General features: G+C 66.0%; 22 protein-coding genes and 1 pseudogene. 6 read left to right on the forward strand and 17 right to left on the reverse strand.

What is annotated here, in order from left to right; translation table 11 throughout:
* Window positions 1-6: 6 nt before the first annotated feature.
* A pseudogene (locus LRS10_RS25505) lies at window positions 7-381 on the reverse strand (PAS domain-containing protein); the annotation flags it as partial.
* A 553-nt stretch (window positions 382-934) separates the two neighbouring features.
* Here LRS10_RS25505 and LRS10_RS22700 point away from each other — a divergent pair.
* Entirely contained in the window at window positions 935-2,698 is a 1,764-nt protein-coding gene (locus tag LRS10_RS22700; RefSeq protein WP_257839436.1) for a bifunctional diguanylate cyclase/phosphodiesterase, read from the forward strand.
* On the opposite strand, the gene LRS10_RS25510 is transcribed toward LRS10_RS22700, so the two are convergent.
* Both LRS10_RS25510 and LRS10_RS22705 read right to left on the reverse strand, forming a co-directional pair.
* Entirely contained in the window at window positions 2,594-3,097 is a 504-nt protein-coding gene (locus LRS10_RS25510) for a BLUF domain-containing protein (protein WP_374571311.1), read from the reverse strand. The two genes, LRS10_RS22700 and LRS10_RS25510, sit on opposite strands and share 105 nt — an antisense overlap.
* A gap of 115 nt (window positions 3,098-3,212) precedes the next feature.
* Window positions 3,213-4,715 (reverse strand): phosphomannomutase/phosphoglucomutase, encoded by a 1,503-nt coding sequence (locus LRS10_RS22705; protein WP_257839437.1) that lies wholly within the window; start codon window positions 4,713-4,715, stop codon window positions 3,213-3,215.
* Between the two features lie 249 nt (window positions 4,716-4,964).
* On the opposite strand from LRS10_RS22705, the gene LRS10_RS22710 reads away from it, so the two are divergent.
* Window positions 4,965-6,464, forward strand: a complete 1,500-nt coding sequence (locus tag LRS10_RS22710) for a hypothetical protein (RefSeq protein WP_257839438.1) — start codon at window positions 4,965-4,967, stop codon at window positions 6,462-6,464.
* On the opposite strand, the gene LRS10_RS22715 is transcribed toward LRS10_RS22710, so the two are convergent.
* The 11 genes from LRS10_RS22715 to LRS10_RS22765 all read right to left on the reverse strand — a co-directional run bounded on the left by LRS10_RS22715 (window position 6,363) and on the right by LRS10_RS22765 (window position 16,988).
* Window positions 6,363-6,830, reverse strand: coding sequence for an A24 family peptidase (locus LRS10_RS22715; RefSeq protein WP_257839439.1), 468 nt, complete (start codon window positions 6,828-6,830; stop codon window positions 6,363-6,365). The genes LRS10_RS22710 and LRS10_RS22715 overlap by 102 nt on opposite strands.
* Window positions 6,827-7,252, reverse strand: a complete 426-nt coding sequence (locus tag LRS10_RS22720; protein WP_257839554.1) for a TadE/TadG family type IV pilus assembly protein — start codon at window positions 7,250-7,252, stop codon at window positions 6,827-6,829. The genes LRS10_RS22715 and LRS10_RS22720 overlap by 4 nt, the downstream gene beginning before the upstream one ends.
* Before the next feature lie 28 nt (window positions 7,253-7,280).
* Entirely contained in the window at window positions 7,281-7,493 is a 213-nt protein-coding gene (locus tag LRS10_RS22725; protein ID WP_308238037.1) for a Flp family type IVb pilin, read from the reverse strand.
* Window positions 7,494-7,651: 158 nt separating this feature from the next.
* On the reverse strand, window positions 7,652-9,343 hold the full coding sequence (locus LRS10_RS22730) for a pilus assembly protein TadG-related protein (protein WP_257839441.1): 1,692 nt from the start codon (window positions 9,341-9,343) through the stop codon (window positions 7,652-7,654).
* 262 nt (window positions 9,344-9,605) lie between these two features.
* Complete coding sequence (locus LRS10_RS22735) at window positions 9,606-10,499, reverse strand: type II secretion system F family protein (RefSeq protein WP_257839442.1); 894 nt, start codon at window positions 10,497-10,499, stop codon at window positions 9,606-9,608.
* The gene (locus LRS10_RS22740) at window positions 10,499-11,422 is read right to left on the reverse strand and encodes a type II secretion system F family protein (protein ID WP_257839443.1); all 924 of its coding nucleotides are present in this window, start codon (window positions 11,420-11,422) and stop codon (window positions 10,499-10,501) included. Before LRS10_RS22740 ends, LRS10_RS22735 begins: the two co-directional genes overlap by 1 nt.
* Window positions 11,419-12,756: a CpaF family protein gene (locus tag LRS10_RS22745; protein WP_257839444.1), complete on the reverse strand. Its 1,338-nt coding sequence runs from the start codon at window positions 12,754-12,756 to the stop codon at window positions 11,419-11,421. The genes LRS10_RS22740 and LRS10_RS22745 overlap by 4 nt, the downstream gene beginning before the upstream one ends.
* Window positions 12,753-13,790, reverse strand: a complete 1,038-nt coding sequence (locus tag LRS10_RS22750; RefSeq protein WP_257839445.1) for a hypothetical protein — start codon at window positions 13,788-13,790, stop codon at window positions 12,753-12,755. Before LRS10_RS22750 ends, LRS10_RS22745 begins: the two co-directional genes overlap by 4 nt.
* 147 nt (window positions 13,791-13,937) lie before the next feature.
* Window positions 13,938-15,275: a type II and III secretion system protein family protein gene (locus LRS10_RS22755; RefSeq protein ID WP_257839446.1), complete on the reverse strand. Its 1,338-nt coding sequence runs from the start codon at window positions 15,273-15,275 to the stop codon at window positions 13,938-13,940.
* A 142-nt stretch (window positions 15,276-15,417) separates the two neighbouring features.
* The gene (gene cpaB, locus LRS10_RS22760) at window positions 15,418-16,086 is read right to left on the reverse strand and encodes a Flp pilus assembly protein CpaB (protein ID WP_257839447.1); all 669 of its coding nucleotides are present in this window, start codon (window positions 16,084-16,086) and stop codon (window positions 15,418-15,420) included.
* A 257-nt stretch (window positions 16,087-16,343) separates the two neighbouring features.
* The gene (locus tag LRS10_RS22765; protein ID WP_257839448.1) at window positions 16,344-16,988 is read right to left on the reverse strand and encodes an acyloxyacyl hydrolase; all 645 of its coding nucleotides are present in this window, start codon (window positions 16,986-16,988) and stop codon (window positions 16,344-16,346) included.
* Window positions 16,989-17,183: 195 nt separating this feature from the next.
* On the opposite strand from LRS10_RS22765, the gene LRS10_RS22770 reads away from it, so the two are divergent.
* Window positions 17,184-17,885, forward strand: a complete 702-nt coding sequence (locus LRS10_RS22770; protein WP_257839449.1) for a helix-turn-helix transcriptional regulator — start codon at window positions 17,184-17,186, stop codon at window positions 17,883-17,885.
* A 24-nt stretch (window positions 17,886-17,909) separates the two neighbouring features.
* Here LRS10_RS22770 and LRS10_RS22775 read toward each other — a convergent pair whose 3' ends face one another.
* Together LRS10_RS22775 and LRS10_RS22780 are read right to left on the reverse strand one after the other, a co-directional pair.
* A complete protein-coding gene (locus LRS10_RS22775) occupies window positions 17,910-18,683 on the reverse strand; it encodes an outer membrane protein (RefSeq protein ID WP_257839450.1) in 774 nt (257 codons plus the stop codon).
* Window positions 18,684-19,068: 385 nt separating this feature from the next.
* Window positions 19,069-19,287 carry a hypothetical protein gene (locus LRS10_RS22780; protein WP_257839451.1) on the reverse strand — a complete coding sequence of 73 codons (219 nt, stop codon included), beginning with the start codon at window positions 19,285-19,287 and terminating at the stop codon, window positions 19,069-19,071.
* Between the two features lie 768 nt (window positions 19,288-20,055).
* Here LRS10_RS22780 and LRS10_RS22785 point away from each other — a divergent pair.
* From LRS10_RS22785 to LRS10_RS22795, 3 genes are read left to right on the forward strand one after another with little or no spacing between them, the layout of a single operon-like run.
* Window positions 20,056-20,646, forward strand: coding sequence for a hypothetical protein (locus LRS10_RS22785; protein ID WP_257839452.1), 591 nt, complete (start codon window positions 20,056-20,058; stop codon window positions 20,644-20,646).
* Window positions 20,639-20,779: a hypothetical protein gene (locus tag LRS10_RS22790; RefSeq protein ID WP_257839453.1), complete on the forward strand. Its 141-nt coding sequence runs from the start codon at window positions 20,639-20,641 to the stop codon at window positions 20,777-20,779. The genes LRS10_RS22785 and LRS10_RS22790 overlap by 8 nt, the downstream gene beginning before the upstream one ends.
* A gap of 8 nt (window positions 20,780-20,787) precedes the next feature.
* On the forward strand, window positions 20,788-21,585 hold the full coding sequence (locus LRS10_RS22795) for a nucleotidyl transferase AbiEii/AbiGii toxin family protein (RefSeq protein WP_257839454.1): 798 nt from the start codon (window positions 20,788-20,790) through the stop codon (window positions 21,583-21,585).
* Window positions 21,586-22,850: 1,265 nt separating this feature from the next.
* On the opposite strand, the gene LRS10_RS22800 is transcribed toward LRS10_RS22795, so the two are convergent.
* A complete protein-coding gene (locus LRS10_RS22800; protein WP_257839455.1) occupies window positions 22,851-23,546 on the reverse strand; it encodes a ParB/RepB/Spo0J family partition protein in 696 nt (231 codons plus the stop codon).
* Window positions 23,547-23,575: the final 29 nt, after the last annotated feature.

Consider the following 23,575-nt stretch of genomic DNA (forward strand, 5'->3'; position numbering starts at 1 on the left):
CGCGAGCACGCGGGCGTGGATATCCCGCCACGTGGCGGGGACGTCAGGGAAGACGTCGTAGTGCGATCGCCCGATCAGCTGGGTGTCAGCCGGCAGGCGCAGGTCCGTAATCATCCGACGGGAGGCCGCGAGGTAGCGCATCTCGCGGTCGAACATGGCGATCGCCGCCGGCGCGCCTTCGATGAAGAGCGCCAGCTGCTCCGGGCCCGGGCTGACCGGCGCCGTTTCCTCGCCGGCCGCAGCCGCGATGAGCTCCCCCGCTGCCTTGGACATCACCCCTCCGTAGCGCTGTAGCGCAGAGCTTGACCTTAGGTTCCCGGTCTCAAGGATGGCGGCCAGCGAGCGCTGAGGCTGGCAAGCCCCGGCAGGGAAGCGCTGCATGATGGCCGGCTGAGGTTAGGCGTCATGTTTCGCTGATCTGCTCGCCCCCTCTAACGGGGCGGGGGCCTGACGTCGGGCAGAACGATGGGCGGAGCGGTGCGGAACACCGTCGATCACCGGCGTCCCGCCTTAGGGGCCTCAGGAGAGACGCGACACATCAGATTGAGACCCGAGGCGCGCCCGTTTCGCCGGTGGAAGAGCGTTGAGTCGCTCGGCTCGCGCGCTGGGTGACGGCGCGGTCAATCTCGGAGACGGCCGCCCTCGACGCAACTTCCGGCACGATGATCGCCTCCCACTGCGGATCGCCGCCCTTCTGTCTGCACGAACGCGCGATGACCTGCTGCTGTAGCCCTTCGACCGGCAGGCATGACGTCCATTGCATTGACATCGAGCGGGCGTTCACCGCTGGCGCGGACGGCGAGCCTTATGCCGCCGCTCGGCGCGCGCCTGCACGCTCGCCCGTTCATCCCGCAGCGACACGACGCGAAACGCCGCATCCCTCGTCACGCTTAGCGATTGACGCAGCTCGGTCGCCAGTAGACGCTGTTCATTTGTGAGTATCCCAGTCAGCCTTGGCGCCAACGCGGCCTTAGATCCTCAATGGACGGACGCCGAACAAAGCGCTGAGCTACAGACGCTGCGCACAATCGTGGACAGCGCGACCGATGGGATCATGGTCATCGATCACGGTGGCAAGCTCACGTACTATAACAGTGTCGCGCAACAACAGGTTGCGCCGAATTCTCTCGAAGAAGGGCAGTTGCTGGCCTCTCTCCTGCCAGAGGGTGGGAGGATCGGGTTTTTCCCGTGGATCGAGCGCTCTCTCGGGGCCGCTGTGGAACGTAGGCTCAAGGTGCATCTGCCTTGGTCAGATCGATGGATCGAGGTGCGAGCCTGCCCCGCCGGCTCGAACGTTGTGCTCTTCAGCCGAGATGTCACCGCAGAACACGCGCGAGAGACAGAAAGCCGCCGCTCCCTCAACCGGTTGACCCGAGCGGTACGCGTTGACGCCCTGACCGGGCTCGGAAACAGAGCTGCGTTCCTGGAGCGCCTGTCGGCGGAACTGGCCGCGGCCGAGCCTCGATTGTTGGCGCTTTTCTATGTTGACCTCGATGGTTTCAAGGACGTCAACGACACCCTAGGCCATCGATCTGGCGACCAGCTTCTACAGAAGGTTGGACGGCGGCTCCGCAAGTTTTGCGCCGACGGAGCGGCCTGCCGGTTCGGCGGTGACGAGTTTGGGATCTTCCGGCCGATTGAGGCCAGGGCGGATGTTGAAGCGCTCTCTGAAGCACTTCTGGCTCAATTCAGGCGGCCATTCGTCGTCGATGGCGCGCAGATCCTCTTAGGCGCCAGCGTCGGAGTCACGTTAGCGTCGCGTCAAGCCGTAGATGCCGAGGAGTTGATCCGTTCAGCCGATGTGGCGCTCTATCGGGCCAAGACAGAGGGCCGCAACACCTTCCGGATCTTCGATCAGGGCATGGCGGACTCGATCGCGAGGCGCTGGCGGCTCAAGGTTGCGCTCAAACGCGCCCTCCTGAGACGGCTCTTCTACGTGGCGTATCAGCCTATTGTAGACCTCCAGAGCGGTTACGTCGCAGGATTCGAAGCTCTTTTGCGCTGCAGGGACAAGCAACTCAGCTCGGCGCCGCTTACGGAGCTGATTGAGCTCGCAGAGGAAACCGGCGAGATCGAGCAGATTGGCGAGCTCGTTCTGCGGACCAGCTGCGCCGCGGCCGCAGCCTGGCCGCCGGAGATGTTTCTGTCGGTGAACGTGTCGAGCGTCCAGTTTCGCTCCGGCCAGCTTCGCTCGGTTATTGAAGCGGCGCTGCAAGCCTCCGGACTGGCCGCAGAGCGCTTGCACATCGAGATCACCGAGACGGTGCCCCTGGCCGCGAACGACAGCGCTTCAGCGCAACTCGATTCTTTGAGGGAGCTCGGCGTCCGCATCCTTCTGGACGATTTCGGGACAGGGTTCGCCTCGCTCACTTACCTTCGGGCTTTTCCTTTCGACGGCCTGAAGCTTGATCGGAGCTTCGTGTCGCACTTCAGCGCCGAGCCTGAAACGCACGTCATCGCCCGGGCCGTGGGCGCCATCGCACACGGCTTGGGTCTGCGCGCGTTTAGCGAGGGCGTCGAAACGAAGGAACATGCCCGCGCCCTCAAGCGAAAGGGATACCGTTTCGCTCAGGGCTTTCTCTTCGCCGAACCTCTAAGTGAGACGTCCGCGAACGAACTTGCTCAAGCCCGGTTTCGCTGGGACATCGATGCTCTGGAAATCGGCACAGTCCTCCAGGAGGCCAACGAGGTCGTCTGACCAGTCTCGGCCATGAGCCGCCCCGTCGTCGGCCGCCAGCGTCAGGACGCGTTGGGCGGTCGGCGAATTCCCCGCGTAGGCGAGGGACCAGGCTGGAAACCGGCGGGACGCGCTCTCGCCAAACCGCAGGATTTGCACGTCCTCGTGCCGCGGGTCGCGTCGTATCGCCTGCATCAATCTCAGAAGATTGGGCTGCGGTCCTTCAAGGTACTGCAGGAACCTTCCGCCCGCGAGCAGGAGCGCCCCGGTAATGCCGTGCGCCCTATTCCGCGCAGCCGCCTCGCTCACCAAAGCTTCCAAGGCCCTGGTGGTGGCCTGCGTCTCCAGGCGGCTGATGCTCACATAGACGAGATGGCTCAGGGTCACGTCGCGGCTGCGGTAGCACAGGTTGTCGGCCATCGGAACGTCCTGTTGCGAGGTCTCCGCATCGCAACACGGGAATCAGCTGCGAAGCGTCGCTGATGCTTGAGCGCGCGAAGACGGCCGCGAGCGTCGCGCGCCCTCGCCGCCGGGATCAGATTTCCTGGTTGTAGGCGCCCACCTGTGACCGTTTCGCGAGGCGCGGCTTCACCTCCTCGCGGAACAGCCGGCGCATGTCGTCGTCGGACTGGGTGCTTTCGACCACCACTACGAGTTCCGGCTTGTTCGACGAGGCGCGGACCAGGACCCAGGAGCCGTCCTCGAGCGCGACGCGCACGCCGTTCACGGTGACCAGGTCGGTGATCTTGCGGCCCAGGATCGTGCCGCCGGCGTTGGCGAAGTCGGTGTATTCGCGCACCACGTCGTCGACGACGCCGTACTTCTCCTCGTCGGCGCAATGCGGGCTCATGGTCAGCGAGGTATAGGCGACGGGCAGGGCCTTTTTCAGATCCGAGAGCTTCTTGCCCGGGTTGCGGTCCAGCATCGACAGGATGGCGGCCGCCGCGACCAGGCCGTCGTCGTAGCCGCGGCCGATCGGCGGGTTGAAGAAGAAGTGGCCGCTCTTCTCGAACCCGGCCAGCGCGCCCAGCTCGGCGGTTTTGCGCTTGATGTAGCTGTGGCCGGTCTTCCAGTAGACCGTCTTGGCGCCATTGGCCTTCAGCACCTCGTCGGTGGCGAACAGGCCGGTCGACTTCACGTCGACGATGAAGGTGGCGTCCTTGTGCAGGGCCGACAGGTCGCGCGCCAGCATCAGCCCGATCTTGTCGGCGAAGATCTCCTCGCCCTCGTCGTCCACAACGCCGCAGCGGTCCCCGTCGCCGTCGAAGCCCAGGGCCACGTCGGCGCCGTACTTGCGCACCGCGTCGGCCATCGCGTGCAGCATCACGCTGTCTTCCGGGTTCGGATTGTACTTCGGGAAGGTGAAGTCGAGATCGCAGTCCATCTCGATCACGGTCGCCACGCCCATCCGGCGCAGGGCCTCGGGCGCGAACGCCCCGGCCGTGCCGTTGCCGCAGGCGGCGATCACCTTGAGCGGCCGCGTCAGGTTGGCCCGGCTGGCCGCATCGGCGATGTAGCGCTCGGCCACGCCCGGCACGTGCTCCACCGAGCCGCCGGGGCGCTGGACCCATTCCCCCTTCAGCACGATCTCCTTCAGCCGGCCCATCTCGTCGGGTCCGAAGGTCAGCGGCTTCTGGGCGCCCATCTTCACGCCGGTCCAGCCGTTCTCGTTGTGGCTGGCGGTGACCATGGCGACGCACGGCGCGTCCAGGTCGAACTGGGCGAAGTAGGCCATCGGCGAGACCGAGAGGCCGACGTCCAGCACCTCGCAGCCCGCGGCCACCAGGCCGATGGTCAGCGCCTGCTTGATCGACAGCGAATAGGCGCGGAAGTCATGACCGACGACGATCCGCTTCTGGCCCAGCTCCTGGATATAGGTCCCGAGGCCCAGGCCCAGCGCCTGCACGCCCAGCAGATTGATCTCGGGGCCGAACAGCCAGCGCGCATCGTACTCCCGGAAGCCGGTGGCCTTCACCAGCGGCTGCATTTCGTAATCGAAGGTATTCGGGACAAGGTCGGCGCGAGGGGCAGGCAGCATCGGCGCTCCGGCAAGCTAAGGCGACTTGAGGCGTGACCTTGTACGTCGCGTCCACACGGAAGGTCTATCGCGCTCGCAGGGTTGGCGCGCGATGGTTTGCGATCCGCATCAGGTGCACGATAGACAAGCGTCTGATGCTGGCTAGGCTCGCCAGATGCCCGCACACGTCACACGCTACGACGCCGCGCAACCAGCGGCTCGCCTACGATCATGATTGCTTCAGAGCCCAGGCGCCGAGCGTTAGACGACTTGTCGGTCGCATTGTGCGCGTTGGGGGCTGCCGCCTGGATCATCTTTGCGCCGGCCACATTGAGTGACCCGGACACCTTCTGGCATGTGGCTGCTGGGCGCTGGATTCTGGAGCATGGCCGCGCGCCGACGTCGGACATCTTTTCCTTCACGGTGCCGGGAAAGGCCTGGATCGCTCATGAATGGCTCTCCGAGGCTGTCATGGCGGGGGTGTGGCGCGTCGCCGGCTGGGCCGGACTGCTCATACTTTTCGCGGCCGCGGCATCTATCAGCCTGTGGCTCATCGTCGATCACGCCTCTCGCTACATTCAGGGCCCGGCGCTACTCGCGTTCGGAGGATTGACCCTTGCGTGTGCGGGGCCGGGTTTGCTGGCACGCCCACACCTCTTAGCCATGCCGCTCTTGGTCGGATGGGTTCTCATCTTGCTCCGAGCGCGGGCAGCTGAACGCGCTCCGCCATTGTTGACAGCGCTTCTGATGACGCTCTGGGCCAACATGCATGGCGGATATATATTGGGTCTGGTGCTCGCTGCGGGGTTCGCCGCTGAAGCTTGGCTCGGTAGCGCCAATCGCCTCGCGGTGGCCCGCACTTGGGGCGCTTTTGGTCTCGCGGCGGGTCTCGCGTGCCTGTTCACGCCGTTCGGTTTGGCAGGCGTGATCCATCCGTTCACCATCAGTTCAATGGCGATTCTGCCGAACATCAATGAGTGGCGTCCGGTCGACTTCTCCAAGGTCTCCTCACTTGAGATCGTCCTGATTGCAGTGCTTTTCGCCGCCTTCTCCCGAGGCGCTCGCCTGCCCAAGGTCCGGCTACTGATGCTTCTCGGTCTGCTCCACCTTGCTCTGCGACACGCGCGCCATCAGTTCGTGCTCGGCGCGGTAGGACCACTGCTCCTGGCGCCCGCCTTCCAAGGCGAACCGATACCCTCGGCGAGACGTCGACGAGGCGGTCTAGGTTTGATCGCAGGCGGAGCGACCATCCTGGCGGCCTTTACAGTCCTAGCGCCTCGCACCGACACTGACGCCCCTCAAGCGCCACGCTCAGCTCTCCAGTCCGTCAGCGAAGAGCTCCGCCGACGCCCTGTGCTCAACGACTACGATTTCGGCGGTTATTTGATTTTCCAGGGCGTGCGCCCCTTTATTGACGGTCGCGCGGACATGTATGGCGACGCTTTTGTCAGCCGTTACATCGACCTGGAACAGGGTGATAGGGGCGGCGATCGCCGCAGCGATAGATCGTTACAAAATCGAATGGACGATATTCCGCCCTGGCCGCGGAGCCATAAACGCGATGGATGCAATGCCGGGCTGGCGGCGCCTTTATGCGGACCGGTGGGCGGTGGTCCACGTGCGGACGGCGCAGCCCGAGTTCAACATCGGACGTCGGGGACCATCATCTTAGATGACCGCTCGAGCGATGAAGACGGTCAGGAGCGCCGCCGACAGCGCTGGGCCGAACGGGACGGACTCCCTTGGGTTCCAGCCACGCCAGGGCGCTAAGACCAGAAGGGTCAGGACTGACAACAGACTGGCGACGACAAAAGTCCAGGCGGCGCCGGAGGCGCCGACCCAGAAGCTGGCTGCCACAAGGAACTTAATGTCCCCGGCGCCGAGCTGCCCTTGCCGCTTGAGGAGCCGTAACACGCCCACCGCGGCCAGCAAGATCCCGAGCGCCAGCAACGCGCCCAGCAGCAATGCGCCAAGCGTCGCAAGTTCTGGCTCTCTGGCCCAGGCGAACGCGGCGCCGAGAAGCCCGATCGAGAGGTTTAGTACGTTGGGTATTCGCCGCTCGCGGAGGTCGATGGCGACCACGGGGATGAGGAGCAGGATCAATACGCCGGTGGCGACGAGCGCCAGTCCGCTCACGAGCCGTACCAGCCGTTCGCGACAGAAACCGAATGGGCGATTTGCGTACCGCCGTTCGGCAACGGCACCCAATCCGGTCCGAAATCAAGATTGCGCACGTCGTAGGTGACACGAACTCTATAGGTGTTCGGCCCCATGGGGTCCGCCACGGCTGTTACGGTTGCGGTGCCAGCCCGCACCAATGCGCCGTAGGACGCAAGAACGTCGGCGACCCGTGCTTGGGCGAGACTTAAGCGCTGTGCAGACGTCGCGCCGCCAACCGACGCTCGCGCGCCCTCGGAGGTGGCGTGCACCACGGCCAAGTACACCGAAAGATATAGTGCGTAGCGGATGGCCCCCACGATCAGGAGCACCAAGAATGGTGCGAGGACCGCGAACTCGAGCGCGACGGCGCCCCGTTCGCGGTCCTTTGGCGACGGCATCTGAAGCAAGCCCGGCCGCTCTATGCCATCAGCCAGGCATGTTCGCGTTGACCTTCGTTCCCATGTTGGTGAACGTGTTTGTGAAGGTGCCGTTGATCGTCCCCGCCACGGCGACCAGAGCAACCACCACCAACACCGCCATGATGGCGTACTCCATGGCCGTTGCGCCCTTTTCGTCGCGAGCGAAAGTGCGAGTACGAGCGATGATAGACTTCAACACGATGGACCCCCTAAGCTTCACGTGGCCTGCGCCACTCCAAAATTATAACCCGAGCACGAGCTCATGCGCAATACGATTACCTGCGACATCTTCGCCAAATCCTCGCGGCGCAGCGCGGGGTGCAAGATATACACGTCGCACCTTGCACTGGGCTGCGCTGTGCGGGATCAACTGCTTGATCACGTCACGAGAACCGGCCGGCCACAGCGCAAGCCGGTGACGCTCACATCTGCGTAGCCGACCTGAACGCCGAGCGCAGCGAGCAGGGTGTCAACGATGGGCGTCAGCAGGGTCAGCGCATTGTTTGTGACGCTGAGCAGCAGATTGACGACCGGCTGAACGAGGCCGGTGAGGTCGAGGCCGAGCACTGTGACCGCGACCGCGGCTGTCGGAAGACTGAAGTTCGCGGCATTGCTCGAAGTCCGTTGGATGGTTCCAGACGCCGGCGGGACGCCGATCTGACTACCCTGGAAGTCAAGCGTCGCCGGCGTTCCGTTCGAGACCGACCCGAGGTTAACCGACAGACGCGCGAGGCTTAGCCCCGCCAAGCTGAGCACGTTGAGCTCGATCGGTTGAGCCAACCCCACCGAGGCGACAGCCGGCGTGGCGTTGACGCGCACACGGTTCATGCCGCTTGCGCCGCCGGCGCACTGGATGTCTGTAATCGTGGCGGTTGCCGGCGCTGCCTCGACCCTCAAGCTCAACGGCTTCAGGCCATAGGAGTTGAGATTCAGCGTCGCGCCGACGTCCAACTGCACCTGCGCGGTTCGCACCGTCGTCCCCTCTGGTCCCACGGCGAACTGCGCAGGCTGCACGACCTGCGCCTGCACGGTCGTGACGCCCAGCCCCGAGACGTTGAGGCTTGCGGTGCTCTGCGCATCGATCAGTTGAGCCGCTGCGATCGCCAGATCGAAGGCGTTGACGCCCGCCGCCAGCGCTGTGGAGCTCTCGGCGGCCCCGAGGCCCACACGGTCCCAAACGTCCGCCCTTATCACATTCCCTACCCGGACCCGCTGGGCCCCCGAGGCTGCGGTGACGGCCGCCGCGATGGTGTTCAGGTCGGCCTGAGCCTGTGCGAGACTCCCGCCTCCAGCGCCGTTTGAACTCAGCACGGTGACGGCCGCCTGCAGCAGGTCGCCGACCGGGACCTGGCAATCGAGCAGCTCGCCGTACGTCCCAGCCTTGCAGTTGGCGCGGACGTTGAGCTCCTCCAGCAGCGGCAGGACGTCGACGGAGGCGGCGGCCAAGCCCTGATAGCTGACCGCGTCCAGAGACACCCCCCCGCCGCCAAGCAGGGAGGCGAACATCGCATTGAGCGCGGCGGAGCGCTGCGTGTCGAGATTGGCCAGTCCGCTGCCGATCCGCACGCCCGCCTCGTCGATCCGCGCAGCCACTGCCGTCACCGTCGTGCGCAGCTGTGAAGCGGGCCCCCGGAAATAGAGCGCCGAAAGAATGATCGGCGGCGTCCCGGACGCGGTGACGCGGGCCGCTTCGGCGACGTCCCCGCTGGCGCAGCTCGGGCTGGCGCGGAAGCCACGGTCTGTGGCGGTCACCTCACTCCGGCAATAGTAGCCGAGCTCGGTCGTGACGGACGCTGCTTCCAGGTCTTCGGCGAAGGTCACGTTGCGGAGCAGGATCGCCCGAACCTGCGCCTCGATCACGCTGGCGGCGGCCCCGTCGGCGCGCCATTGCACCGCCGACATGGCCGCCGCGTCCGTGGCGGACTGCAGAACCCGCCGTTTCAGGAACCACAGGCCGCTATCTAGGGCGACGCCGAGCACCCCGAAGACGACCAGCATCAGGATGGCCGTCATCGGGGTGATCGCGCCGCGGTCGCCCGCGCCGCCAGAAAGCTGGCGACGGCCGCGCATCATTTGACCCGGCTCGGCGTGCGGTCCGCGGGCGCGATGAGCTTGCCGGCCGACTGGCGATGGCGCGCGACGACGTCCGCCGCCTCACGTCCGCTCGACGGGGCCGCACGCGATGGGGTGGAGAGCTGAAGGGCCACAATATCGCGAGCGCTGGCGCCTTGCGGCGGATACCGGAGCGCCTGGTTGGCTTCGGGCGCGGGCTGCGCTAGGGCGGGGCTCGCCGAGGCCACAAGCGCCACGGCCATGATGAGAACGGTACATTTCATTTCGACAGGACTCCTGCGACTTCGGAGAAGCGCACAAACGCGGGCCCGGCGAGGATCACCATCAGCGCCGGCAGCAGGAACAGCATCATGACGACGGTCATCTGCACGTTTTTCCGGGCGATTGCGGCCTTGGCGGTGAACACGCGACGTTCTGAGAACTCGTGCGCGAAGGCGCGCAGCGCGCCGGACAACTCTGTGCCCTGCGCCAGCGACTGACGGAACACCGCGGCGAGCTCTCGCGCGCCTTCGATCCCCAGTTGGTCGGCCCAGCGGGTCAGGGCGAGGTCGTAGGGCATGCCGCGCTGAGTGTCGGCCACCAGCCCGGCCACGGCCGCCTGCATGATCGGCGCAGCGCGCCCTTCGGTTTCCGCGAAGGTGCGGAAGCACTGGTCCAGGCTGACGCCGGCCTCCAGCATCATCAGCAGCACGTCGAGGGTATAGGGCAGCTCGGCGCTGACCCGCCGGCGACGGGCGCCGGCCATGAGGCCCAGAACCTGCTTTGCGCCGATGAAGGCGGCGCCGAACATCAGGATCGGCGCGAGGCGGGCGATCGGCGAGGCCGCGTTGAGCCGCCAGACCGCGAGCGCTGTGGCGAGCGCCAACAGCAACGCGAGCCCAAGTCGCAGCGCCGCGAACTGGAACACCGCGTCGGGCTCCCGCCGGCCGGCCGCGAACAGCAGCTGGCTGATCTCCTCGCGGTCCTGCGGGCCCAGCACCAGCAGCTTGCCGACGCGGACCTTCCAATCGGAGGACGGCGGCGCCTCGACTGCGGTCTGGATGGCGTCGAGCCGCTCGGCGACCTTCTGTTCGCCGACCAGGCGGACGCCGCCCAGGGCGATCATCGCTAGGCTGGAGAGCGCCAGCAGGGCAAGAAGCAAGCTCTCCAGCATCAGAAGTCGAGCCTCATGACCCGCCGCATGACGAGAAGCCCCGCCCCCTGCAGGATCAGCGCGATGACGACGAACCGAACACCTTCGGGCTGTGTCCAGAGGAAGCTGATGTATTCGAAATCGAGCACCGCCACGATCGCCACCGCCACCACAGGCAAGGCGGCGATGATGGTGGCGCTGATCCGCGTTTCGCCGGTGGCGTTCTTCAGCTCGCGTGACACCCGCTTACGCTCCCGCAGGATGGCGGCAAGATCCGAGAGGATCGGACCGATGGCGCCACCGAACCGCATGTTGGTGCGGACCGCCGTCACCAGCATGTGCAGCTCCGCCACCTCGACGCGTTCCGCGGCCGCCGCCAGGGCTTCGGCCACCGGCGCCCCGTTCTGGACGCGGCGGGTGGCGCTCGCGAGATAGCGCTCCACCGGGCCTCCGGCAGTCTCGGTGGCGCGCACGAGCGCCTGCTGGAATGAGTTCCCCACGACGAGGAGCTGCCGGATGGCGTCGAGGTAGTGCGGCAAGGCCTCGACGAACGCGGCCATTCGATAGTTGGCGAGCTGGTAGAGCAGGAGGACCGGCAGCGCGCCGCCGGCGACGAACGCCGCCAGGACCCCGATGGGCCCCAGCAGCTGGAGCCCCAGCAGAGCGATCGCCGCCACCGCGGCGAGGTAGAGGCTTGCGCCGCCAGGCCCCACCCGCAGATCCGCGCGGGCCACGGCCAAGCGTATGGAGCGGGGGCTCGCCGCGATCAGGGTCTCCACCCAGTCGGTTCGGATCGGCGTCCGATCGAGCCCTTCGAGCCTGAGCGTGTCCAGCCGGCTGGCGACAATCGCCTCCGCCTGGCGGCGCGCGGTCGCCCGCCGCAGCGCCAACACGCCGGCGGCGGCCAGCGCCAGGAGACCGAGCAGAACGGTGGCGACGATCATAGTTTCGTCGCCCCCCAGAGGCGGGGGGGCCCGCCAGCTGTCTTGAGGCGATGAGCGAAAAAGGGGCGGGCGGACATGGTTTCGAACTCGCCCTGCCCGCTCAGCGGCGGTTGTTCGTTGAACCGGTAGAGCTGATTGAGGCTGTAGGCCTCGCCCTCCAGTCCGGTAAGCTCAGAGATGGAGGTCACCCGGCGCCGGCCATCGGCCATACGTTGCACGAAGACGATCAGCTGGATGCTGTTGGCGATGAAGCGCCGGAGGGTCTTGATCTCGCCGTTCAGGCCTCCGAACCCCAGCAGCATCTCCAGGCGGCCGAGCGCATCGCGATCGGAGTTGGCGTGCAGCGTCGCCATCGAGCCGTCGTGCCCGGTGCTCATCGCCTGCAGCATCTCGACCGCCTCGGCCCCGCGGACTTCGCCGAGGATGACACGGTCCGGACGCATCCGCAGCGCGTTGCGCATCAGGTCGCGCGAACTGATTTCCCGGGCCCCGTCCACGTTCGCAGGCCGCGTCTCGAGGCGTACGACGTGCTCCTGACGCAAGCGGAGCTCCGCGGCATCCTCAATGGTGATCAGACGCTCGGAATCATCGATGTAGCCGCTCAGCATGTTGAGCAGGGTCGTCTTGCCCGAGCCGGTGCCGCCGCTCACCAGGATGTTCAGGCGCGACGCCACAGCATTGGCTAGGAAGTCCAGCATGTCGCGGCTGATCGACCCGGCCCGGACATAGTCTTCGCCCAGCATCGGCTGCGGCTTGAACTTGCGAATCGAAACCATCGGCCCATCCAGCGCAACAGGCGGGATGATCACATTGACACGTGACCCGTCCGGGAGCCGGGCGTCGACATAAGGGTTGGCTTCGTCGATGCGACGGCCGATCGGCCCAACGATGCGGTGGATGATGTTCATCAGATGCGCGTCGTCGCGGAAGCGCACCGGCACGCTGGACAGCCTGCCGCCGCGCTCCACGAACACCTGCCGCGGGCCATTAACGATGATGTCGTCGACCAGGGGGTCGCGCAGGAGCGGGTCGAGCGGACCAAGCCCGCTGACTTCCTGGTAGAGCTCGTCGGCCAGACGCACTCGCTCGGTTGAGTTGAGCGCCAGGCCTTCGGTGGCCGCGTAGCGATGGACACAGTCTTCGATCGCGTTGCGAATGGCGCGCGGCTGGCTTTTCTCCGCCGTGAGCCCCAGCGTCTCCAGCTGTTCGAGGACAAGGCTGAAGATGGCGAATTTGGTGCTTTGATAGAAGTCGGACAGGCTCAGATTGCCAGCGGCGGCGCTGGAGGCCTCCGTCGCGATCGTCAGTCCGCCGGTGATGCCGCCCATGCTCATCCTGGCCTCTTCAGAATGCGCTGCGCCACCCGCCGCACCGCCTCGCCAAGCTTCGGCTCCGCGCCGCCCGCTTCACCGCTGGCCGCGCCCTGAATGGCCGCCGCATAGGCGGAATTCGGGTGCTCGAGCACCATAGCGCGGCCGAGATTGAGGCCGTTGATCAGCTCATCCCGTGCGGCTGGCAGGCGGACGACCCGCTCCAACCCAAGTGTCGCCTGCATCTGCTCTGGCGACACATTGATCATAGGGCTGTATTCATCCACGACCAACGTGACCCGGCGTCGCACGTCGAAGTCATGCGGCAGCGACAGAAGTAAGTCTTTCGCATCTCGTAGCGCCGTATACTTCTGCGGGCTCACGAGGAACACGCTTGAGGCCCAACTGACGACCGCGCCCAGTAGGAGCGGGTGTCGAATACCGCCGGCATAAAGCACCGTTTCCCGGAACAGCGGCCGTATCGCGCGCAGGGCCTGGAGGAAGGCTTCCGGCGACAGCGAGGTGTCGTCGGTGGCTCGGAGGGCCAGCGGCAGCAGCCGCAGGCCGGATCCTGGATGCTGGGCCAGGGCTGAGAGCAGGAGCGTGCGGTCTAGGCGGCCGGCGTCGCGTACGGCGTCCGCCATAGTGTAGGTTGGCGTGAGGTCCAGCGCCGCGCCTGCTTCGCTGGCTGGAAGATGGCAGTCGACGAGCAGGGATTCGTGGTGCTTGCGCCCGCGGACAATGGCCAGGTTCAGGGCGAAGAGGCCGGCCCCGCCGCCTGGCTGGGCGTTCAGCACGACCGAGAAAGCCCCGGGTTCTCCACGCTGGATCTCCGCCGCCGAGGCCAGCCGCCGCTCCAGGTGTTCGCGCAGCGCATCCACGGCATCCTCGCGCTCGAGGAAATCGGCCACCCCGGCGCGCATGGTGGACAGCACGTCCTGGGCGTTGCGGCTGTCGCCTAAGGCGACGACCGAGAGGTTCGGATCCACCGAGGTCACGATGGACATGATCTCCGGCGCCTGCGCGGCCGGGTGCTGATCGTCCAACGCCAGCAGCACGAGAGCGGGCTTCAAGGTCGCGAGCTCGCGAGCGAGATCGCTCAATGGGCCGGAAATCCGGCTGAGGGCGGCGAAACCATCGCCGGCCGCCTCCAGGCGGCGGTGCAACAGCTCGTCCTGGCTGATGAGAGCGACCCGCTGCATGAGCTAGCGGCTCAGCCCGAACCGGGCGGCGCGCTCTTCCACCGGGCGGGTGTTGAGGACGCTGTCGACCAGGCGGGGTTGTTCAGTCGCCGTGGGCAGGAGAGGCGTCACGACGGCCGGATCCAAAGGCGAAACCAGCCGCGGCGTCGCCACGATGATCAGTTCCAGCTTTTCCCGGCTTCGCTGCGCCGTCTTGAAGAAGGCGCCCAGCACGGGCAGGTCTCCGAGGCCCGGAAGCTTGCTGTCATTGACGTTGCTGTTCTCGTAGGTGAGCCCGGCGATCACGAAGCTCTGCCCGTCGCCCAGTTCCACCGTCGTATTCGCCGAACGCCGCCGGAAAGCTGGGATGCTGAAACCCTGGATTGCGATGCGGTTCGTGTAGTCGAGTTCGCTGACCTCCGGGGCGAGCTTGAGCACGATCCGGCGATCGCTCAGCACATAGGGCTCGACGGAGAGCCGCACGCCATATTCGCGATACTCGATGGCGATGGCCCCCGACGCGCCGCCGCCCTGCGGCACGGGAATGGGCACCTCGCCACCGGCGAGGAAGTCCGCCGGCTCGCCAGACCGCGTCAGCAGGGTGGGCTGTGCGAGGACCTGAGAAAGCCCTGCATCCGAGAGCGCGCTGATGATGCCGAGCGCGCCTTGGCTGCGATCTCGCAGGAGAATGTTGAACGCCTCGCCGAACGGCGGGCTCGCACCCACGCTTGAGCCGTCTGCGCCGCCGAAGCTGAACTCTCCCAGCTGATTTGGCCCGGTGACGGCCCACTCGAAGCCCTGGCCCAGCTTGGAGAAATTGAATCCGAGCGCCTTCAGTGTGGAATCCGAGATCGCCACGAAGCGAATGTCGACGGCGACCATCTGGCCCCCCTCCACCTGGATCACATCGGTGATCTTCTCGCCCGCAAAGGCTTCCGCCAGGGCCAGGGCCCGCGCATGGGCGGCCACATTGGGCGCCGCGCCGGAGAGCACATAGGCGTCCCCACGCTTGTCGACGTTGATGCGATCTAACTCAGGATACTTGGCCAGCCGCCGGCGGAGCTCCGCGGCGTCGATGGCGCCGGCCTCCAGGACCTGAACGCTGTGGCTGATGCGCGCGCCGCCCGCCACCACGGTCACCGAAGTCCGGCCGGGCTTTTGGCCCGTAATGCGCAGCCGCCGCGCGCTCGGAGCGGAGGTAGCGACCACGTCCGGCGTCTCGACGATCACTTGGGTGATGTCGCTGCGGGTGGAGACCATGCGGCTGTCGCCAACCTCAAGTTCGATCGGCGCGGCCGACGCTGCGCCGGCATGAAGGGCCGCCCACGCGGCCACGATGGTGAACATCACGGCGCGGATCATCGCCCATCCCCCGGATAAAGAACCTGCCGCTGGCCGCCCACCACCAGCTCGATCGGCCGGGGCGCGCGCGGCGGCGCGGGCGAACGGGCCGAAACGGGCGCCACAGCCGCTCCAGCCGGCGTGGGCGCCCCGCGGATGGTCGCTATCCGCGCGCGGTGCTCCGCCGATAGCGCCTGGTCGTTTGGATGCCGCAGGCTGAAATAGAAGCGGCCGATCCGCCGCGCCAGGATGAACTGGGACACCTGGTCCGGTCGCATCGCCAGGGTGACGTTCCGCGCCGGCGGCTCGCGCCCACTGTCATGACCTGGATGTTCTGCAGCAGCGTGCGCGCTTCGCTGAGGTCGCCTCCGGTTCCGCGGGTCGCGATCGCATCGCCCGGCAATACGAGTTCGATGTCGACGATGTCGCCAGGACGCAGGAAGCCGGCGACGGCGATCTCGTCCGTGGTGTCGACGCTGATGACCCGCTGGCCGATCGGCACAAGCAGCGCCAGTCCGGCGGCGGCCGGATCGGCCGAGATCAGCGAAGAAAGCACCAGCTGCTGCGGCTGGATATCGGCGACCGCCACCTTACCCACCGCGTCGGCGGGCGCGGTGAGCGCGCCAGGCGGAGCTGCGCCCAGCACTGTGGTGGTCTGGAGATCCTCCACTGACACCACCTGGCCGCGGCTGATCGAACGCGCCGCGGTGACCACCCGAAAGGTCGGCGCGTCCGCCTTGGCTGGCGTCACCGCCCCCGGCTCAGGCGCTGTCATACGCCAGACCCCATAGCCGATAAGCGCCGCGCCGAGCAGCACCCCAATCGCGATCAAGACGCCCCCTGGGGCGCGTCGCCGTAAACCTGTGCTCATGACGACGGCCCCGCGGCTGACCGCCGAGAACCGACACCCCCATACCCCATGCGAGCCCCCCGTTCGCTCCACACGCCGCCGCAACTATCCAGGGCGGCGGCGCGAAATGCAAGTCGAGTAAAGCACGAAGTTGCGTTTAACGCAAGATTCCACGGATAGCCAGGAGCGCGGCTGGTCGGTTAAGGAGCAACTTCAGCGCTTTACCGCCAAGGGCATGTTCAATCCTTGAGCCGATAGGCCAGGCGCAGCCCAAGAAGATCGACGCCAGGATTGTCGTTCCCGCCGAGCTTCGCGTGACTGAGATGGGCGTAAAAGGCCTCGAGGCTGACGCGATCGGCGGCCCGCCAACCGATAGCCACAGATGGCTCGAACATGAACCGCGAGCCGTACGGCTTGCGCGTGCGGTAGATCTCGGCGCGACGGATAATCTCGGCGTTGGCCAGTCCAGGCTCTTCGGGCGGCAGATCAACATAGCCGTCGTGGACGGCGACGCCGATGCCCGGCTTGACGTACAACTTGCTTTCGCTGCCCAGCCACAGGCGCCAGGAAAGGCCTGCCGCCGCGAAATTGGTGCGATGCCGGGAGTTCAGCGAGATGTAGCCGTAGGCGTCGGGCGCTCCGAACCGCGCAAGCGCCGCGACGGGACCCGTTCTATAGCCAAGCTGAGCGTCGACGCCGCCCTCCCGGGTGTCGGTGGCGATGCCGACGTTGACGTCATGGGCCGCCACGCCGCTCAAGATTTCCCCCGCCGCAGCTCTGGACATGGGAACACCGGCGATCCCTGCCGCGAGCAGAATGCCGATCTTGAGCCGCTTGGACATATTATCCCCTATTTTCTGAGCGAAACGCCGGCAGGAAACCATCCTGGATTATCCGACCGCCGAACAACTGTTGCCTGAATAGCAAGATGCGGCGACAATGTCGGCAGCGCCGCTTTGGCGCGCGCTGGCCAGAATGGGGAACGCCATTGACCAAACCTAACCGCGCCGTCGCGCCCCCTTGAAGATCCGGGTTCCGCGGCGGGCGCGGCTGACGCCAGTCCAGTCGTCTCTGGACCCGTGCAACGCAATGCGCGGGACCGCCCCTTTGCGCTCCGCCTGCAGAAAGCCTGCGACCAGAATTCGCACGTCCCCGCCTACAACCACGGCCGTCAGGCCTGGGTGCGTCAGCAGCTGGACCAGCGGTTCGACACCAGCGTCAGCAATGAGACCGTCAGCAAGTGGTTCACCGGCGTGGCGCGCCCGCGCCCGGACAAGATCCGGCTTTTGGCCAAGCTTCTCGATGTCGACGAGGCCTGGCTGGCGCTTGGCGTGGAGCCCGAGTTGGATCCGCGCGAACGCAAGATTCGCAACGCCATGGCGGACGGCGCGGTCAACGTGGTCGCGGGCTTCATCCAGATGACGGGCGGCCACCCGGCGTTCCCGGAAGAGGGAGATCCACGCGCTCGCGCCGGCGCGCGGATCGATCTCTATGCGATCATCAAGGGCGCGCACTATTCGCTCCACGTCGCATCCGCGCAGGAGGACGGCGAGGCCTACCGTTTCGCCATCCCTTACGGTCATGAGGAGTGTGTCGTCATCGGCGTTGTCCAGCGGGAGCCGCTGCAGTGCGACTTCCTTGAGCTCGCCCCAGACCTAGTCAACACCCACGGCTTGCGCCGAAGCGGGCATATTGAGGTCACCGTTCAAGCGCGAGGTGGGGACTTCGTCACTGAGGGTGACGTGTGGCGTCGAATCACGACGTTCGGGGAGCGCCTCTAAGGCGCCCCCTCCCCTACCCAACCCTTAGAAGGCGAGACGGACCCCGGTGCTGAGAGTGTGAACGCCGGTGGCGGCCTTGAACTTCGCGTCGTAAAGCTTGCCTTGGTAGTTGACCCGAGCCGAGGTCTCGTAGTCTGGCGAGCGCAGGAAGCGGTAGCCAAGATCCATCGTCACCTTGGAGCTGACCGGCACCGCCACGCCCGCCTTCAACTGCCACAAAAGGCCGTCGGAGCTGCCGGTGTCACGAAATACCCTGTATTGGGTCTCGCCATACCCAAGCCCGGCCGCCACGTAAGGGAAGAGCGGGCTCTCGTTGACGTATTCGTACTTCACATTGGCCAAGCCGCCGTAAATGCGGCTCTCGACATCGAAATCCGTTTGCAGGGCGCGGCTCACCTCGTCGGTGTCGAGATCGTTCTCCGCGTAGAGGCCTTCGAGCTCGAGCGCGAGCCCGCTGGTGTAGGAATTGCCGACGAGCGCGCTCACGAAGGGCCCTGCTTCCAGATCGGTGTCGATCCGGCCCCGCAGGTCGGGGCCGACGATGTCGATGTCCGACTCGCCTGCGACACCGAGGCCGAGGTTCACCTGGACATAGGTGTTTTCGAGGTAGCCGATCGATTGGGCTGTGGCGGTCGATACGGCGCCCCCTGACAGCGCGAGCGCAGCGCCGATCCAAGCCGACCGCTTCATTACTTCCTCCGTTGCGCAACTGATGCCATCTGGTTGAATATCGGAGCGCGAACCGAGCTCGGGGCCACGCCTGCGTATCTTTGCGCAATTTCCGGTCTTGCGCAACATGTGCACAGGCCGCCGGACCGCGGCGCCCCAGACCAGGGTCGCGTGCGGGGTTTACGCCTTCGTGGAGCTCGCGCCCGAAGAACGCCTTCACGGTCTCGACGACGTTCGGCATGCGGGTCGAGAACCCCTCCGGCGCACTGATCTACTGGCACAGCATCGGCGCCGTGGAGCAGACGCCTTGCGTTCTCGATGCCGCTGCGCCAAGAGCCGTTTCGCGTCTGACAGCGCATCGACGCGGCTGTTCCGTGAGGACGTTGAGGAGACGATAGCCGCGTAAAGTTCGGCGATGGCTTCAGATGCTCAGGCGTGACGGGACTTTCCGCACCATGATGCCGAAGCGGCGGCGCGAGGAACGTCCCCGGGGCTGGCGCAACGGCCTGCGCCGTTAGGGCTCCACCAGACCCAATCCGGTGTCGACAAGCTCGATCGTGGCCGCGGGCGCTGTAACGCGCTGATCATAGAACGCCCGGACAACGAGCGCATCTTCCACCCCGGCTTCAGCCGCCACCGTATAGGCCGCCCACAAGAGCCAACCCTTTTCGGGAGAAAACCCGTTGCGCGCCGCAAGGGACGCAGCGACCTCGCCCGGATAACGCAGCGTCAACACGAACCTCGCGCCAGCCTTCCAGGCGCAAGGCGTCCTGCCACAGCGGCAGCAGAACGGAAATGCGTGGATCCTTCAACACGATCGGCGCCGGTCCCGGAAAGGCCTTGCGCAGAGCGCGACGGACCGCGGGGAGCCAGAGATCCCGAAGCACCGCGATCTTCTCCTCCACGTCGCGCACGCCGGGATCATCCCAGCGGACCCCGAGGTCGGCCAGAATGCGGTCATTCAGATGCGCGATCTTGAGCGGCTCCCAATGGCCTGATGGTTATCGCGCTGAGGCGGCATCAAGCTGACGGGCAGGCTCGCCCCCGCCATGGACAAGGCGCGGGTCAAGGCCGAGGCGCCCGACCGGTGCATGCCGAGCACCACGAGCGCCACGCCCTTGAGCCGGCTTCGGGTGGGGCCCACGGGACCCCGTTCCGCGCTCGTTCCGCATTGCTCACCGTGACCGCTCGGACGCCGTCAGGGGCAAGGTGAACGGCCTCCACCAACCCCTGGAAGGACGAGCATCGGCTTTACCGATTGCCGGCGCCGCCGGGGTTTTGGGTTCCAGCGCTCAAGACAGACGCTGACGCGCCGGCGCCTGACGGCCGGTTCCGAATGATACGCAGCATGACTCCGGCGAAGCGACTGGGCCAGCAGCGTAATCGTTCCACGCTCTGTGAGCAGCTGACTCGGGACCTAGTCGGCGTGGCAGGCGTGCTTTGCATGGATTTTCAATGAAATTCCTTGCCTGTAAAACGGTTTGGCATTACCTCGGACGCCATGAGCAAGCTGCAAGATTTTCAGAAGCGCTTGCGCCCAGGGAAGGCTTACCGGCGCGCCGACCTGGCGAAATGGTCCAGCGCCGTTGACCGGCATATCCAGGCGTCGCTGCGTGACGGCAAGCTGGTGAAGCTGTCCGGTGGACTGTACTCGGTTCCGAAGCAGACAGCTTTTGGCAAGGCGCCGGTGGATGACGAGGCGCTGCTAAACGCTTTTCTTAAGGGGTCGCCCTACCTCAAGGTCTCGCCAAACCTCTACAATGGCCTCGGAGTCGGCACGACCCAGCTCCATAACAAGACTGTGGTCTACAATCACAAGCGCCATGGCCGCTTCAAACTCGGCGGCCGGGAGTTCGAGTTTCGCATGAAGCCGCGCCTGCCGGCGAAGCTAACCTCAGAGTTCCTGCTCGTCGATCTGGTGAACAACCTCAGCGAACTGGGCGAAGATAACGCCGCCACCTTGTCGAGGGTGAAGGACGCAGCGCAGCGTTATCCAGCCGCCCGCGTCAAGCGCGCCGCCGAGGACTACGGCAAGGTCGCCACGCGCAAGTTCTTCGACCAGGCCCTGCACGCTGCGCGGGCGTATGGCTGACTATCTGCACAACCATCCACAGTTCGCCGACCTGCTACGGATCGTTGCTGAGGCCCAAGGCATCGACGTCTTGCTCGTCGAGAAGGACTACTGGATCATGCCTGTCTCCATGGCCTCCAGCAGCGAGGACTGACCTTCGAGTTGAAGGGTGGGACATCCCTCTCCAAGGGGCTTGGGATTATCGACCGGTTCTCGGAAGACATCGACCTCGGCATCGAGCCTGAAGCGGGCGCCGGTGTCTCGACGAACAGGAACCAGGCCAAACCGCCGCATCTCGCCAGTCGTGAGGCGCTCTACGATGGGCTGGCAGACAAGATCGCCATCGACGGCGTCACGGCCGTCGAACGAGACCGCGCCTTTGATGACGAGCGGTTCTTCAGCGGCGGAATTCGGCTGCGCTACCCGACCTTGGGCGGGCCCATCGACGGCCTGAAGGATGGCATCCTGCTTGAGGTCGGTTTCGCCAACGTCCAGCCGAACGCGCCCCACACCATCAGTTCGTGGGCTTACGACCATGCGGTCGCGTCCGGGGTTGAGGTAATCGACAACCGCGCCATCGACGTGGCCTGCTATCACCCCGGTTACACCCTGGTGGAGAAGCTCCAGGCGATCTCGACGAAGTTTCGCAAACAGCAGGAAGGCGGCGCGTTTCCGCCAAACTTCATGCGCCACTACTACGACGTCTTCTGCCTGCTGGAGGATGCGGAGGTCCAGGCCTTCATCGGCACTGACGCCTACCACGCCCACAAGGAAGCTGATTTCTCCGGCGCCGATAAGGGGATGGCCATCGCCGAAAACGAGGCCTTCCGCCTCAACGACCCCGACTTACGGGCCGCCCTCGCCGAAGCCTATGCGCGCTCCGCGGCGCTCTACTACCGCGGCCAGCCTGCATTCGGGGAATTACTCGCGGAAATCGCCCGCTGGGCCGACCGGCTCTAGGCGATCGGCCGTGGCCGACGCTGACTCGACGCACGGGCCAGGTTCGCCCCCGCGCTGACGACACGCAGCCTCGCGAGCGCGCGATGAAAGCCCGGAACGCCTCCTCATCAGCAGCGCCGGCGAAGATGGTTGTGGTCTGGGCGTCCGCGCCAGAAGTCAGCACGCCGGGCGGGATAGCGGCATTCCAAACCTGGGCCTGGCAGAAGCTGAGAACGACCGACTCGAAGCTTGGGGCGTCGTGATCGGCGTGGGCCGCGGCCTTGGTGATCCATGCGCCGGTTAGATCGCAGACAATGACACCGCCAACAGCGCCCAACGAACTAGGCGCGCTGGAAGGCGGCGAGGTCACCGGCGACCGCGCGGCGGCAGGCGTCCGCGAACTTCAGATTCCGCGACATCGCTGGCTGCTATATCGCTCTGGCGAGCTGAGGTCGGTCGCCTCGCCGTCGAGACGCACCAGCCAGAACCTCCGCGCGGCGAAGCCGACGCCGGTCTTCATCGCCGCTCGAACCGCGCCACCAAACGCGAGAAGGCGCGCGCACACCTACGCCAGGACCGTCGTGGCAAGCTGAACCCAACCCACGACCGCCCCAACGGCCGTGAGGACAGCCGCCGCACCGAGACCAAGGCTCTTGCGATCCAGCGGAAGGAAGAACTCCCCCTCCTCCTGGCCGCCCATATGGCTTTGTTCCATCATGGCAGACAGAAGGCGTTGGACTTGGCATTGGTTCCGGGGCGCCGCGTCGCCGCTTGAAGCGCTGTTTCCGCCCCAATCCATCCCTCAGCGCGCAGGCGCGCCCCTGTGCGTTGACAAGCCGGCGACGGTGGCCGGGCTCAGCAGGCGCGGGCGAACCTCAGTGGCGCCGACGGATTTCGGTTTGGCCCAGGTTGCGTCCCACGCTCGGCATGGAGCGCTTGGATACGTCAAGCCCGACGCCACTAGGTCGATACGTCCCGCCAGTATCGTGTCAGGACGTCGTGAAGCGCCGCCTCCGCCTCCTCGCGTGTCGCACCGCCGCCGAGCATCAGTGTCAAACGAAGCTCCTTGCGCTTGTGTGCGTCCACCCGCAACACCGGCTTGCCGGAGGCGCTTCGCACGAGGCCTTCGGAGGCCGTTCCTGACTTCCTGGGGGTGCCCGATGCTTTTGGAGGCTGGGCCGCGTCCCTCAAGCGACGGATCACGTCCTGAGGCGACAGCCCCTCCCCGCTCGCGACGGCGAGGGCCCGGGCGGCGTTCAACACTCCGGTCGCGCTGCGGCTCCGGTTTAAGAAGCGGCTTGAGGAGTGTGATGTGCTTGATCCTGAGCGCATGGGGGGTCGGGGAAGGCGGCGACCAGGTCGGCGGGAAGCCGCGCGAGATCGAGATACCGGCTCAGCCAGGCTTCAGAGACGTTGAGACGCTGGGCCATGGTTTTTTGGCGGCCCTGATAGTGACGGTCTAGGGCCCGGAGGTAATCTCGCGCCCGCTCGATGTCACTGAGATCGTCCCGTGTTCGGTTCTCCAGGTCGGAGACGCGAAAGGCCTCCTCGTCCGTCATCTCCCGCACTTCTACGAGGAAGCGGAAGTCAGGATAGTTGTGGGCCCGCAGCCAGCTCACCGTCCAGTGTCGGCGAGCGCCGCAGATCACCTCAAAATCGACGGCGGGATCATCCTTCACGCGCCGGACGATCGCCGGGATCTCCTGCCGCCCTTGAGCCTTAAGGCTCTCGATCAGGTCGCTGCAGCGCGCTTCGTCCAGGCGGTCGTAGTCGCGGTTATGCTCAGCCCAGATCCGGCAGCGGGCTGGGTCGACGAGCTCGACGGGTCGGGCCACGACCGCGCCCGACGCCAGTTCGGCGAGACGGTTGCTTCGTCCGGCGAGAACCCCGATGCCCAGCCGGCTTTGCTGCGGCTCCGGCGCGGGCGGATCGATTTCCAACGCGCCGGCGAGGCCTGCGGCGAAGCCGCGGTTCTTGCTCATTGGAGCCCCCTCCCCTGTCCGATTGCACA

Origin of the sequence: Phenylobacterium sp. J426 (assembly GCF_024699945.1) — a bacterium.
Lineage (GTDB): Bacteria > Pseudomonadota > Alphaproteobacteria > Caulobacterales > Caulobacteraceae > Phenylobacterium.